We start from the raw sequence: 13593 nt of genomic DNA, 5'->3' as shown, positions 1-13593 counted from the left end.
CATTTTTTTGTTTTTGAGGGGGAGATAGCCGAGTCTGCGGGGGAATAGGTGGTCTGAAACAGAACACCTTGCTGTCCGTCGTAGGTCAGCAAAAGAAGCGAAAAAGGACAGTGTTTGCGCTGGTTTAGTACACATAGTGGCCGAGTTCGAAACAGAGTGTCTGAAGTTGCTACAAAATAAAAATTGAGAAAGTTAGGGAATGTGACTAAAGATTCCAGGGGCTACTCCGATGAATGGGGTACATGCTGAATGCGCCCATCCGGAAGTTTTGGGGGGGCTGGCGGAAGAAAAAATAACCGCTGGCAGGAATGGGAAGCACGGCATACACAAAAAGGAGTTGAGTCCCATGGCCCTAGGTGTTTTGAATAATCTTTCCGCAGTCTACGCAGAGAATAACCTGAACAAAACGAACAGCAGCTTGCAGACAGTTCTGGAGCAGTTGTCCTCTGGCTCGAAGATCAATTCCGGTGCAGATGATGCTGCTGGGTTGTCTCTGATCAATGGCTTGGCCGCCAACTCGACTGCGCTGGCGCAGTCGGCAACCAACGCGACTGAAGGTACCGGCCTGTTGCAGGTGGCCGATGGCGCGTTGTCTCAGGTAACGACCCTTCTGGATCGTGCGATTACGCTGGCAACCGAAGCTAGCAACGGCACGCTGGACCGGGCACAGGCCGCCGCTGCAAACCAGGAGTACCAGTCGATCCTTTCGGAAGTCAACAACATTGGCTCGACGACGACCTACAACGGCAACCAGGTATTTACCGGATCGTACGTGAACATCTATACGGGCGATTCGACGGCGAAGGGCGGCTCGATCGACAGCATCTACTTTGCCAAGCTGGGATCGTCGGACGTGGGCGAGACGGGCGGCACGGTGGTGCAGAGCAGCCAGGGCAATTTCTATGACCTGACGCAGGATAACGCCGGTCAGCTGCAGAAGGTGGCGCAGGGCTCAGACACCATCAACGGTGGTTTGAGCTTTACCATCACCAACGCCGATGGCTCGACGAACAGCTACTCGACCACGGCGACGACGGTCAGCGGTTTGATTGCCGAGATCAACAGCGAAAACATTCCGGGTGTGACGGCCAGCCTGCAGGCGGCTGGTTCGGTGGGCATTACCAGCGGCAGCGCCATCAACAAGGGCGACATGGGCATTGAGATCAGCAACACCAATGCCGATGTGGCGATTGCCTCGGGTTCGAGCTTGATCTCTGACAGCACGACGGCTGCTGCGACCTCGGTCACGACCAACACCTATGCCACCACGGCGATCAGCTACAAGTTTGCTGCGGGTGGTGACAGCACGGTGGATCTGAGCGATACCGATCTGAGCACTTCGTCCGATTCGCAGAGCGCGCTGCAGGCTCTGAATACGGCGATCAGCGATGTGGCGGCTCAGGATGGCTACATCGGCGCACAGATCAACACGCTGACCGCGGTCAGTTCGGTCATGAGCACGCAGCAGGAGAACGTGCTTTCGGCACAGAACGCAGTGCAGGCCACTGACTATGCACAGGCGACCTCGAATATGTCGAAGTATGAAATTCTGAGCCAGACCGGCATTGCTGCCCTGGCGCAGGCCAACAGTGTGCAGCAGGAAGTGACCAAGCTGTTGCAGTAAGCGCACGAATCTCTCTTGCCTGATTGTTCGGAGTCGCTGTCGAGGTGTGAAGTCGCCGCTTGAAAAGAGCGTGCCTCCCAGACCGATTCGACGGACTCCGACTTTCAGGAAGAGAAGCTTTTGAGCGATTTTCCCATCGGCGTTGCCCTGGTTCGCATTGCAGAAGGTCGCTTCTTCCTGAGGAAGAAACAATCTGGCAGCAAGGCTTCTGGAGTACCGCGAAGGGAGAGCCGCTTCAGAGCATTTTCGGAATACACGTAGACTTTTTAAGGGGCTTGTAAGGTGCCTTTTTCTTGAGGAAAAATGCACTTAGCATCCAGCTTTCGGTCTACAGAATTTCCGAAAAATGCTTCAGCGGGCCCCACCGTTCCCAAGTTCAATGGGCTTCGCTACTCCGTAGCAGTATTGCGGTAGTTCAAGACAACCCAGGGACGGGCGGCGACAAAGAGCTTCTCTTTGTCGCCCATTTTTTGTAAAACAGCTTCCAGCTTTTAGCTGTTCCTGCTGGATGGAGCAGTATCTTCTCGCAAATGGACTTTGCAAAGAAAAGCGCCCTTTTCTGCATTGCAGAAAAGGGCGCTTTCAACTACGAACTACGCGTTGACAGCTGTTTTTTACTCCCACTCACCACTGACCAGATAGTCGTGAATCGAGCGGGCGGCCTTGCGGCCAGCGCCCATGGCCAGAATCACGGTGGCTCCGCCGGTGACGATGTCGCCGCCGGCAAAGACGCCGCGCTTGCTGGTGCGGGTGGTTTCAGCATCGGCCACAATGTAGTTGCGCTTGTTGGTGGCCAAGTCCGGCGTGGTGCTCTGGATGAGCGGATTGGCGGTGGTGCCGAGACCGATGATCACGACGTTGGCGGGGATGATAGTCTCGCTGCCTTCCACTGCGATGGGACGACGGCGGCCGCTGGCGTCGGGCTCACCAAGCTCCATGCGTACGCATTTTGCGCCGGTCAGCCAGCCCTTTTCGTCGCCCACAAACTCCACCGGATTGGTAAGCATGCAGAACTCGATGCCTTCTTCCTCGGCGTGGTGTACTTCTTCCAGACGGGCAGGCATTTCCTCACGGCTGCGGCGATAGACGAGGGTCGCGCTTTTCGCTCCCAGGCGCTTGGCGGTGCGCACGGCGTCCATGGCGGTGTTGCCGCCACCAATGACGATGACGTCCTTGTCGCGGCAGTCGTAGACCGGCTCGTCGTAGTTGTCGCTGTCGTAGGCGCGCATCAGGTTGATGCGGGTCAGGAACTCGTTGGCCGAGTAGACGCCGTTCAGATGCTCGCCGGGAATGTTGAGGAACTGTGGCAGACCCGCGCCAGTGGCGACGAAAACCGCATCGAAGCCCTCATCGTTCATCAGTTCGTCAATAGTGACGCTCTTGCCAACCACTACGTTGGTCTCGAACTCCACGCCCATGCGGCGCATATTGTCGATCTCCTGACGGACGATGGCCTTGGGCAAGCGGAACTCGGGAATGCCGTAGACCAGCACGCCACCCAGCTCATGCAGCGCCTCAAAGACGCGTACCCGGTGGCCCTTCTGGATGAGGTCGCCAGCCGCTGACAGACCTGCCGGACCGCTGCCGACGACGGCCACGCTTTTGCCCGTCTTGGCAGCAATGGCGGGCAGGCCGAGCTTGCCGCTGTTGCGTTCAAAGTCGGCGATGAAGCGCTCCAGGTTGCCGATGGCTACTGCTTCACCCTTTTTACCCAGAATGCAGCCGCCCTCGCACTGATTTTCCTGCGGGCAGACGCGGCCGGTGATGGCGGGCAGGGCATTGTCTTCGCGCATTTTGGTGGCCGCGCCCAGATAGTCCTCGGCGGCAATGCGTTCGATGACGGCCTTAATGTTTACGCCCACCGGGCACTGCTGAATGCAGCCCGGCTTGCCGCAGGTGATGCAGCGGACGGACTCGGTGTGCGCCGTTTCAGGCGTCAGGCCGAGGTTGACTTCCAAAAAGTTGTGACAGCGCACCGAAGGATCCTGAGCGGGCATCGTGGTGCGAAGAATCTTCATGCGCTCCTTGAGGGGAAGCGTGTTGGCATCAGACATAGTGCTTCTCCTCGACAGAGATGTTGGCGATTTTGGCGGATTCCGACTGGGATGCGGCAATCTCGACACGCAGGCGTTCGACGGCTGCTTCCTTTTCGGCAAGCTCGGCACGCAACTGGGCCAGTTCTTCGTCCTTGTGGGCCTTGAACTGTTCGAGTGAACGGCATTCCTTGTCGCGATACATGGTGTTGCGCTGCATCAGAACCTCGAAGTTGACCTGCGCAGCGTCGAACTCGGGGCCATCCACACAGGCAAAACGCGATTCATTACCGAGCACCACGCGGCAGCCGCCGCACATGCCGGTTCCATCCACCATGATGGAGTTCAGGCTGACCATGGTCTTGATGCCGAGCGGCTTGGTCACATTGGCCACGGCACGCATCATGGGCACGGGACCAACGGCCAGAACGAAGTCCACCTTGCGGCCAGACTCGATCAGCTCGGTAAGCTTTTTGGTCACCAGACCCTGCTCGCCGTAGCTGCCATCGTCGGTCATGATGTAGGTTTCGGTGGATGCGGCGCGGACCTCATCCTCAAAGACTACAAACTCGCGGTTGCGAGCGCCTTCAATGAAGACCACCTGATTGCCGGCCTGCTTGAGGGCGTTGGAGGTGGGCAGAGCCATGGCCGTGCCTACGCTTCCGGCCAGAATTGCCACCGTGCCGAAGTGCTCAATCTCACTGGGCTTGCCGAGCGGGCCGACGATGTCCAGAATCTTGTCGCCGGTCTCCAGGCTGTTCAGCAACTGGGTGGTTTTGCCAATGCCCTGGGCCACAATGGTGACCGTGCCGGCGGCGGGGTCCGAACTCTTGATGGTGAGCGGAATGCGTTCGCCCTTTTCATGAAGACGAAGAATGATGAACTGCCCCGGGCGCTGCTTGCGGGCGATACGCGGGGCCTCGATAACAAACTGCTTGATATTTTGCCCGACGATGCGGGCATCGACAATCCTGTACATGAAGTCAGGTCTCCGGAGTAGACGGACTGAGGCGAAACGATTCTGCGCGCAGCGGGTAATGCAGGGGGAAAATCCGTGGCTGGGGCAGATCCACTCAGACGTTCTTTCACTTCTATTCTTCCAGACGGGGGCCGGGCGGCGAGTGATTTGTATCACAAAAAATGAGCATTTGCGTGCGTTCTGGGAGAAAAATCGCGCGTGGGAGGAGTTTTTGTCTGTGGCTTGCGGCAGGAGGCAGCGGCTCAAGGGATGAGATGAGTGTATGAATTCCGCACGCGGCAAAAGGCTGAAGGAGTTTTTCTGCAGAAGATGAATGAATTCTCATGCAGATCTGCCGATGAATTCCGAGATGGACAGCAGGTAAAGCGGGCACTTTGCCGAAAGAGAAACCATGGGGACAGCAGTGTGGAATTGTCCCAGTAAGTGTTTGGGCGGCGATGAGAAAGATGAAGAGGGAGGTGGAGGCGAGGGGAGCAATCCTACGCCCGCTTCTGCAACTCGCACAGGAAAAACGTACCTGGTCACCGCTGCTGCTGGCAGGGGTTCTGAGGCGTGCACTGGAGGACTTGCCGGGACTGACGCGCATGCTGAGTCTGCCTGCGTTGCCTGTCTATCGGCAGCATCTGCGCTATGATGCGCGTTTTTTGTTCAAGCATCTGACGCATGAGTTTCTTTGCCGCCGGATGAGCGTGGCCGAACGCTCACTCTGTGTCTTTCATCACTATGTGCGGATGCAGAAGATGCTGCCCGAAGTTTTGCTGCGGCAGGTTCTGCGCGACCAGGGAACGGCGCTGCAAATTAGGCACGAACGCGGCAGCTACACGGTGCAACTGAGTCTTTCGCGCCCCGACGATAAGGAAGGCGAGTTCTCGCTGAGTCTGCTGGAAGGCGAAGAATTGCTCTATGTGCTCTCTTTCACCGTGGTGCCGGGAAGAGTGGTGGGCAGAGCCGAGCAGGATGTGCTGTTGGTCAGCCGACTGCAGGGCGTGCGTGCGCGGCTGCAGCAGATTCGCGCCGCAACCCGTGCGTTGCATGACGTTGCTCCTGCGGCACTGCTGATGGCTGCGCTCGACGGCATGGCCCAAAGCCTGAAGATCAGGGCAATTGTCGGTGTGCAAGGGCAGGATCAGACCGCCTACAACCCGCTGTATGCCAGCTCATTCCAGAGTTGCTACGACGATTTTTTTCAGGCGCTGGGCATGGAGCTCAATGCACGGAGCTATTACTACGCACAGTTGCCACTGCCGGAAAAGCCGATGCAGCAGATCAAACCGCGCCACAGACTGCGTACACGGGAAAAACGGGAGTTTAAGCGGAGAGTCGCTGAGGCGGTAGCGAACTATTTTGGGCGGGCACAATGTGGAAGAGCTGTGGATTTTTCTGTAGACGCGGCTTCCGTTCTGGAGGAGCCGTAAAAAGACGGAGAATTGTTTTAGGCAGGTTTTACGCGGCTTTTGGCGTGAATCTTTCCTCACTGTACCGACCGCTTGAGGCATGTTTTGTCTGGAGTTTGACAGCTACGGCCAGAACATGGAGAATAAAGAAGTTGGTTGTTCACAACGAGTGGGCCTGTGGCGCAGTTGGGAGCGCGCTTCCATGGCATGGAAGAGGTCATCGGTTCGATCCCGATCAGGTCCACCAATTAAATCAACGACTTAAAGACGGTCCCGCCTACTGGCTTGGTAGCATTTTGGTAGCAAATTCCAAAACCTTACCGCGAGCAGGACGTGAGATTGCTGGTTTCTTCCTCTCCGAAGAGGCGGCTTGTAGAACTTCTCCTTTCAGTGTTGCTTCCCCATCCGAAAAGTTTTCGACCCTTTGCCTGACCCTGGTTCTGGTCGGGTGTTGGCCCGTGGTGCCGGTCCCCATCAGCTCTTCATGGATGGACGTCACCGTGGAGCGCACACCGTCCTCCATCGTTTGCATGTAGACATCGGTCGTGGTGGCCACCCGTGAGTGGCGCAGCATCCCCTGAATGTCCTTGACATGCCCCTTGTCCTTGGCCAGCGTCGCAATGGTGCGCCGGATGACCTGGAAGGTCAGCTTGGGCAGCCCCAACTGCACGGCTAGCTTGTGCAACACCCTTTTCCGGTAGTTGCTCGGGTCCATGAAGTTTCCGCTGCGGCCGGCGAAGATGAAGTCGTCGGGCGCGGCATATTTCGAGATGCGCCGCCACTCCTCCAACTCTTCGACCTGCTCCCCGGTGACCGGGATCGCCGTAAGGCTCCCCTTCGTCTTACCCCAGGGACGGATCTTCCCCTTGTAGATGGTCTCCCGGATGTTGAGCTTGTTGTGCTCTTCATCGAGAGAAGACCAGCGGAACGCGAACAGCTCTCCCGGACGGAGAGCGTTGGTCATGTCAAGTTTCAGCAGAATCCGGTTGCGGAGTTCGAGTGCGGCCAGCGCAGAACGCAGTTGATTCCACGTCAGCACTGTCTTGTCGGTGTCCCGGAGGTTGACCGGTGTCTTGAGCTTGCGCGCAGGATCTTTGATGAGGAAGTCCTGATCGACCGCCTCGGCAAAGATCGAACGAATGTAAGCTCGGCACTGCAAGACTCTGTCCTTGGACCGGGTTTTTGCCAGCTTGTTGAGGTGGGCCTGGAGAACGAGCTTGTCGAAGCGTTCCAACCGGATTTCTCCAAACTCGGCGAGCAGGTCAGCCTCGATCAGGTGCTTCTTGATCTTGGCCGTCTCCTCTTTCCAGTCCGCCTCTTTGAGCGGCAGGTAGCGGTTGTGGACAAACCAGAGCAGAGTGACGCTGCCATTCCTGACAATCCCCTCTTCGGTGGTATGCCCCGTCAGCCGGGCGATCTCCCGCTCCAGCTTTTCTCGCGCCTCGAACTTCGTCATCTCCGATTTCAGTCCGAGCACGACCGGCGTGATGATCGGTTTGGGCTCGTTTGCAGCCGGGTCGAGAACGGTGCGGCGAAAGTAGCCGTACCACTTCTTTCCCCGAACCATCACCCAACCCTTCTGGTGCGATGTACCCATGTGTTTCTCGATTTCTGTGGGGAAAAACAGTGGGCGTCCCCATTTTACCGTGGTTTTCTACGTAAATTGGAGAGCCTTTCCCGCTCGTGGACGAACTCTTCGATCTGGCTTTGGCGATATCGTAAGACTCCATCGCCAATGCGAATGACGGGCAGCAAGGGGGCTCGACGCGAGGAATGATCCCAGACCCAATCCGTGCTGACGTTGAGGCGATGCGCCACATTTTCGGCAGTGAGCAACGGGTCTGTCTCAGGCGTTTGCGGGGAAACAGCGGCCAGCGGCATAGGACGTAACTCCGAAAGCAAGCTGGGCATCAAGGGATGCCGGATACCATAGCCTGTCCCGCAGAAAAAAGGCCGTCCAATACTTCGTATTTATCGGGTGATAATTGGGAGTTATCGGGTTGGCCCAAACCATCGCTGCAAGTGATAGATATTGTTTGCCTTATTATGCATTCGCTGGTCCCGGTCAAGGCTGGCGAACCGGGTCAAAAGAAATCGGCGGGATGCCTTGAAGCTGGCGTGCAGTCGCAGATCCAGAGATCTGACAGCGGTATGGATACTGAACCCCGGATCCGAGGCGATCATGGATCTGGTGCGAGTATGCAAGGCAGCGGAGCAGGACCAACTGCGTGCGCAGCATAGGTTGAGCAAGTTTCCGCTGCGCATCGAAAATGGGCAAGAACGTACAGGTCGCGGTATCGCGCAGATTATGGCGGTAATCATTGCGGTGGGGTTGGGCAATATCTCGGGTAAGGATCGCAAATGCAATTGGGCGTTTGCGGGGACTGATCCAGACAAAACTGCGCGTTTAGGTTGGGGAACTCCCGATCATGGAAAACCGGCTTCGCGAGCGCTTGAACGGGCCACCCACCACTTGGAATATGATGGGCGGGTATCATTGACCCGAGGCAATAATGTTCGGCGTAATGGTCCTTACCGATCTTCGGCGCACGCCACTTCGTGACCAACTGATAAGGCGCGGGTGCGTGGTCTCCGAGATTCACTACAGCGCATTCCCAGGGAGTCTCTCTCTTGCTGCGGGAATGACGACGGACATTGTAATTTGCTTTCCATTCCCCGACAGCCAATACCGGGATGGCGTCCTTACATTTTCCAGATCACGGGCAATTCAACGCGAGTTGAGACAGCTACCGCATGATGTCTGCATGGGTGACGGGAGAAAGTGGCGCTCCGTGCCTTTCCTTCCATTGATAGATCAGCGCGATATGTATTCCGCATTTGTTGACGCCCGGATATTCTCAGGCGGTGTGTACTCCTACCTCGATGACACCGAAGCCTACCGCGTAATTAAGGAATCTGTTGACGGATACAAGAGGAAGGTAGTTAACGGATTCGACAATATGGGATTTCTCGTAGCCGAGAAGAACGGCAGGTTGCAGCTTGGCCCCGCGCTCGGAGGGAAACGCGACCTAGAAAATGAATTCTACAACAGCGCGGCTGACAATATTCACAAAAATCGGTCTGGATATGTCACGGTAGACCGGAGCCTTTACGGAATACAGTACGAGGTCGAGCAGCTTGAGTTCATCATCAATAGCAAAAAGACGAAGGAAGTCGATCTCCAAAGGTTCTTTGAGGAAAATCCGCATTTTATCGCCAGTCACCGGCAGGGGACGCCCATGCCTCACCCGAAATTTCCGCTGAACGCGAGAGAGTCGCTGATTCCCGATTTTCTGATGCGGCCAAACTCAGCACTTCAGAGGGATTCAAACTGGGAGGTCTTGGACTTGAAGAAGCCCAATGTAAATCTCCTCACAGGGAAGAGCAATCGCCCGGCTTGGGGGCATGAAGTTTCTAAGGCGATTGCCCAACTGAAGGAGTACGGGGATTATTTCAGGAACCCAGTCAATGCAGACGTGATCATACGAATCCTTTCCCATCACTTGCGATTCCCAAAACTTGCAGTGCTCATAGGACGAATGCCGAAGGGCAGTGGAGTGGAACAACTTGAACTAGCCCAATCGCGGGAACCACTCGTGAAGATCATCACCTATGATGAGATCCTCGACTTTCAGAGAAACCTTCTCGATTAGACTGGCCTGCTCCGCAGGAGCTGTGTATGGGGAGGGGGTACACTCCCCACGAATGGGGATGTCCCGTCTTAGCTCTGCTAGGGCGGGTACTCTGACAGTAGAGTCAGACGGACAAAGTACACCGTCCTCGAACCGGAGGAGAAACGTGTCAAAGTATCTGCTCACTTCCGAAATTCTCAGCCGTTCTGTTGCAAGGACATGGGACGAGGCGAAACTTGAGTGGTCTTTGCTCGAAGTTTACGAGTCGGATGAACCTGAGACTTGCCTTTGCGGTCACTTTCCCATTGTCGAGCTTTGCGTGCTGACTAATCGCAAGAACCGAATGCAGGCGACTGTCGGTAACTGTTGCGTGAAGAAGTTCATCGGACTTCCATCTGACAAGATTTTTCAAGCGGTGAAGCGCATCCGAAAGAACGGATCGAAGTCCTTGAACGCCGAAGCCATTCAGCACGCGTTTGATCGCCGCTGGATCAGCAAATGGGAAATGGATTTCTACTTCAATATCATGCGTAAGCGCAATCTATCAGAAAAGCAAGCGACTAAGAAGGGCGAAATCAACCAGTTGGTACTGGCTCGAATGAAGCGGTAGCGCCGGCAACCGCTCTTGGGAGACGTTCCGTTGCCTCAATATCAGTATTCAAAAGTAGCATTTTCTCCTTCCAATGCTGAGGGGACAGCCCTCGGTGGTATCATTCCGGCAAATGTCAGAACGTGCAGAACTTCTTTTCAAGCGGCTACAAAATGCAAAGGCAATCCGCGCTCTCATAGGGCAGGCGGAAGACGGCGATTTCGACTGTAAGGAATGGCATGGAGCGGACTCCATGAAGGCGAGCGTTGCGAAGGCTGCGTGCGGGTTCGCCAATGCGACAGGCGGAGTGATCGTGGTGGGGATGACGGCTAAGTCCAGCGGGCCGAACACGTCCGACGTCGTTACCGGGGAAAAGCCTGTGGCTGACAGAGAAGCGGTCAAATCCGCAGTGCTAGACATAATTCTGAAGCAAGTGGACCCCGGTGTCACGGGCGTTCGCGCTCATACCGTACCCGATAAGCCGAAGGCGAAATCCGGCTTCGTGCTTCTATACATCCCCGAGATGGACGGCTCCCCGCAACGATCGAGGCAAGATTGGCGCTTCTATGTGCGCATCGCTAGCGGTACCGTCCCAATGGAATATTTTCAGATTGCGGATCGGTTCGGGAGCAGGCCGCACCCGAAGTTGGAGTTGATCTTTGACGAACGACATACGGGACTCAACCCCTATCGGCAGCCAGAACGTAACTTCGTACTGGGGTTGAAGAATACAGGTCGAAGCATCGCAAGGTTTCCAGCCGTGTGGTTTTTGCAAGGTACTGTTCATCCCGATACGTTTGGTATTGATGGAAACACGAACTTTGGCTTGCCACGCAGACCTTCGGAAGATCCCCTGATAATATTCGCCGGGGGCGTTGACAATGTGATTTTTCCAGGGCAAGAGCTAGTTGTTGCGAAGTTGGCCCAGGCCGGAACCAAGAGCGACCCTAAACCTAGACAGGAACACACCGAACCGGTAGTCACATGGGCCAGCGTAAAAACGCGCTACGTGTTCCCCGCATTCAACTTCACGTGCTCAATATCATGCGAGGGATGCCCAACAGAAGCAATAGAAAAGATCTTCGGAGCGACTGAGTTCAATAGCGATTTTTAGCGCATGCAGTAAAATCCCAGCGCAACGTTACAGAGTCAGCGTGCCGAGACATCCCGCAAACGGGCTTCACGCATCTGACCTCATGCGAGGTCTTGATTTGTGCGAATCGACAACGCGCTCTCCAGAGGCAGATTACTCCCGAAATGTCGCCATCGCGACTGGAATTTCGTGACACATCCTTGGCGTGGATCGCCGTTGCCTGGGGCGTTTGCCAGGACTGATCTAGCCGACGCCTGCGATTGATGGCGCGAGTGGAATGCATCCCTCTGACAAAATGAAGTCAGTTTCGGCAGCCTCATGTTCAGTCATGATCACCAAATGCACAGGCCATCGTTCACAGAGATCTCTCATCCGCGATCTAAGCACGCCAGCATCTTCAGCAGTTGAGCAAACCGCCAAGAGATCGATATCAGAAAATGCTTCGTGTCCTCTGAAGTACGAGCCGAATCCATACCACCAAACAGATGACTCCACCCGAGCGTTGTTCATTACCGCCGTCATAATGTCGAAATACGCAGCATCGATCCTCATTCGCTGCTAAGCCTTCCCAAAAACTGACGCCACGGAAGGATCGGAACCCGCATCCCCCTCGCAGCCTCTTTAGCTTCCGTCGTGGCGGAGCCATTAGGGTTGGTCATTAAGATGATGTCGAACGATCCATATCTGCTGCGAGCATTCCTCACATGTTCAGCTGTAAGCTCATACTCATTCAACAGCACAATCCGTAGCGGGTCCAAACCAAATCTAAAGACCATGTAGACCCTGTCAGATTCCTGTTCAAAATGACTTACGTGGTCATGTTGGCTCAGTCCCCGTTCAACGAATGCGTTCTCGCTCTTCTTGTACTCACTCACATCTTCTAATTTGTGGCTGATCGCGGACATCAAGTCGCCAATACCGCCGAAGGCCAGCCCTCGGCTTCGCGCGGCTGCAATCCCCGACTGGGCCCAGAGGCCCTCCTTCGGGACATTTACAACAAAAGCAACGCGGGGATACGCCGCGAGCAGTGGAATAAAAATGGAATCAGTAACTTCAGAGAGGGAAAGCACTAAGGCTTCAAACGGCGGCAGGGCCTTTCTGTTGACACGGAAGGTGGAAGGGCTGGTCACTTCAGTGCCGGACACGTCCGTTTTCTGCGCGATAATCGAGGCTACCCAGGCGGTAGTCTCCTGCGGCGGTCTAGGCATCTCCCCCTCCATTCGTCATTATCTTGTTCATTCCTTCCGGGAAGCGGCGTTGAGCCTCCACTGTTAGATCGGTTAAGTGGCGAGCTTCCAGATCATGTATGTGTTGTCGAAACAATTCGAGCGTCCGCGCCTCGTCAGAGGTGAGGTGCCTCCGATTAGCATCAAGTCTGGCTAATATCCTTCTGTTGTTAGGTATGATCCTTTCTCGCATTTTTCGTCGCCAGGCAGAAGCCATCTCACTCTCCGGATTTTCGCGATAACTGAGGTCTGGTCCGAACTCTTCAAACACAACTCGATTTTCTAATAACAGCGGCTCTATTAGGGACCGCACCTCCGCACGCGTGGATAAAGCAGTGGCTCCAAACATTTGGTCCAAGCGCAACTGATGGTCACGCTTCCATTGAAAAAGCAGCTGATCTGGAAACTGTTCAGGGGCCTTGTCTATCTTCGTGTGGCAATTCGCACAAAGTAGTATGAGATTGTCGAACTCTCCGCGCTCGACTTCGGAGAGGGAGGCATCGGCACGGGGGCCGTGATCGCTTGCAGCTAAGATGTGCGCCATCTCCGCTATGTGGACACGAGCAGTACCTACCTCGACGAAAAGAGAGTTGTAGCAAGAAGGGTTCTGGCAATAGCCCGCGGACGCGGCAAATAGACGTAATGCGGTATTGCGATCTGGGGCAGCGGCCCCACGGGAGCAACTCATCGTTGAGATATCACCTTCAGCGCAAAAGCCTTGCGCACTCAATCCTAACCTATCCTAAGAGATCAGTCCCTTGAAGTCGCCCAGTGTGATGTAAATCACGTGCGCGAAAAGCGTGTGCAATCGGAGTTTCCCGTATCAATCCGATGCGGCTTCGCATGTTGCGCCCTCATCGTCGATACTGCTCTACCGAGTCAAATCAGTCGAGGCCCCACGTCGCGGTCGAGCTTCCGCATTCCTTACACGACGTTGGATCAATAATTATCTTCGACAGCGCGATAAGTGGGCATAAAATTAATCTTGATCAGCATTTGAGCATCCCCTGCCAAGAATGATGC

Annotated in this window: 13 protein-coding genes and 1 tRNA gene; 7 read left to right on the top strand and 7 right to left on the bottom strand. The window is 55.4% G+C overall.

The window, feature by feature from the left end; translation table 11 throughout:
- The first annotated feature begins 346 nt into the window (after positions 1–346).
- Positions 347–1624: a flagellin gene (locus ACOBR2_RS16680; protein ID WP_420237231.1), complete on the top strand. Its 1278-nt coding sequence runs from the start codon at positions 347–349 to the stop codon at positions 1622–1624.
- A 614-nt stretch (positions 1625–2238) separates the two neighbouring features.
- On the opposite strand, the gene gltA is transcribed toward ACOBR2_RS16680, so the two are convergent.
- Positions 2239–3678: an NADPH-dependent glutamate synthase gene (gene gltA, locus ACOBR2_RS16675; RefSeq protein ID WP_420237230.1), complete on the bottom strand. Its 1440-nt coding sequence runs from the start codon at positions 3676–3678 to the stop codon at positions 2239–2241.
- Entirely contained in the window at positions 3671–4636 is a 966-nt protein-coding gene (locus ACOBR2_RS16670; protein ID WP_420237229.1) for a sulfide/dihydroorotate dehydrogenase-like FAD/NAD-binding protein, read from the bottom strand. Before ACOBR2_RS16670 ends, gltA begins: the two co-directional genes overlap by 8 nt.
- Before the next feature lie 566 nt (positions 4637–5202).
- On the opposite strand from ACOBR2_RS16670, the gene ACOBR2_RS16665 reads away from it, so the two are divergent.
- Together ACOBR2_RS16665 and ACOBR2_RS16660 are read left to right on the top strand one after the other, a co-directional pair.
- Positions 5203–6051: a DUF535 family protein gene (locus ACOBR2_RS16665; protein ID WP_420237228.1), complete on the top strand. Its 849-nt coding sequence runs from the start codon at positions 5203–5205 to the stop codon at positions 6049–6051.
- Positions 6052–6201: 150 nt separating this feature from the next.
- Positions 6202–6277: transfer RNA gene (locus ACOBR2_RS16660), tRNA-Ala, on the top strand.
- Between the two features lie 30 nt (positions 6278–6307).
- Here the strand turns inward: ACOBR2_RS16660 and ACOBR2_RS16655 are convergent.
- Positions 6308–7627 carry a tyrosine-type recombinase/integrase gene (locus ACOBR2_RS16655; RefSeq protein WP_420237020.1) on the bottom strand — a complete coding sequence of 440 codons (1320 nt, stop codon included), beginning with the start codon at positions 7625–7627 and terminating at the stop codon, positions 6308–6310.
- Positions 7628–7671: 44 nt separating this feature from the next.
- Positions 7672–7941, bottom strand: coding sequence for a helix-turn-helix transcriptional regulator (locus tag ACOBR2_RS16650; protein ID WP_420237021.1), 270 nt, complete (start codon positions 7939–7941; stop codon positions 7672–7674).
- Between the two features lie 271 nt (positions 7942–8212).
- On the opposite strand from ACOBR2_RS16650, the gene ACOBR2_RS16645 reads away from it, so the two are divergent.
- The 4 genes from ACOBR2_RS16645 (at position 8213) to ACOBR2_RS16630 (ending at position 11365) form a co-directional block, all read left to right on the top strand.
- A complete protein-coding gene (locus ACOBR2_RS16645; protein ID WP_420237227.1) occupies positions 8213–8593 on the top strand; it encodes a hypothetical protein in 381 nt (126 codons plus the stop codon).
- A 79-nt stretch (positions 8594–8672) separates the two neighbouring features.
- Complete coding sequence (locus tag ACOBR2_RS16640; protein WP_420237226.1) at positions 8673–9683, top strand: Shedu anti-phage system protein SduA domain-containing protein; 1011 nt, start codon at positions 8673–8675, stop codon at positions 9681–9683.
- Between the two features lie 145 nt (positions 9684–9828).
- Complete coding sequence (locus tag ACOBR2_RS16635; protein WP_420237225.1) at positions 9829–10272, top strand: hypothetical protein; 444 nt, start codon at positions 9829–9831, stop codon at positions 10270–10272.
- 112 nt (positions 10273–10384) lie between these two features.
- Complete coding sequence (locus ACOBR2_RS16630; RefSeq protein WP_420237224.1) at positions 10385–11365, top strand: helix-turn-helix domain-containing protein; 981 nt, start codon at positions 10385–10387, stop codon at positions 11363–11365.
- A gap of 222 nt (positions 11366–11587) precedes the next feature.
- Here ACOBR2_RS16630 and ACOBR2_RS16625 read toward each other — a convergent pair whose 3' ends face one another.
- From ACOBR2_RS16625 to ACOBR2_RS16615, 3 genes are read right to left on the bottom strand one after another with little or no spacing between them, the layout of a single operon-like run.
- Complete coding sequence (locus ACOBR2_RS16625; RefSeq protein ID WP_420237223.1) at positions 11588–11896, bottom strand: hypothetical protein; 309 nt, start codon at positions 11894–11896, stop codon at positions 11588–11590.
- The gene (locus ACOBR2_RS16620) at positions 11893–12552 is read right to left on the bottom strand and encodes a hypothetical protein (RefSeq protein WP_420237222.1); all 660 of its coding nucleotides are present in this window, start codon (positions 12550–12552) and stop codon (positions 11893–11895) included. Before ACOBR2_RS16620 ends, ACOBR2_RS16625 begins: the two co-directional genes overlap by 4 nt.
- Complete coding sequence (locus ACOBR2_RS16615) at positions 12545–13300, bottom strand: hypothetical protein (RefSeq protein WP_420237221.1); 756 nt, start codon at positions 13298–13300, stop codon at positions 12545–12547. Before ACOBR2_RS16615 ends, ACOBR2_RS16620 begins: the two co-directional genes overlap by 8 nt.
- Between the last annotated feature and the right edge of the window lie 293 nt (positions 13301–13593).

The sequence above is a fragment of the Telmatobacter bradus genome, assembly GCF_048629425.1.
Taxonomy (GTDB): domain Bacteria; phylum Acidobacteriota; class Terriglobia; order Terriglobales; family Acidobacteriaceae; genus Telmatobacter; species Telmatobacter bradus.
Note: the sequence above shows the minus strand (reverse complement) of the source record. Positions and strands in the feature narration are given on the sequence as shown.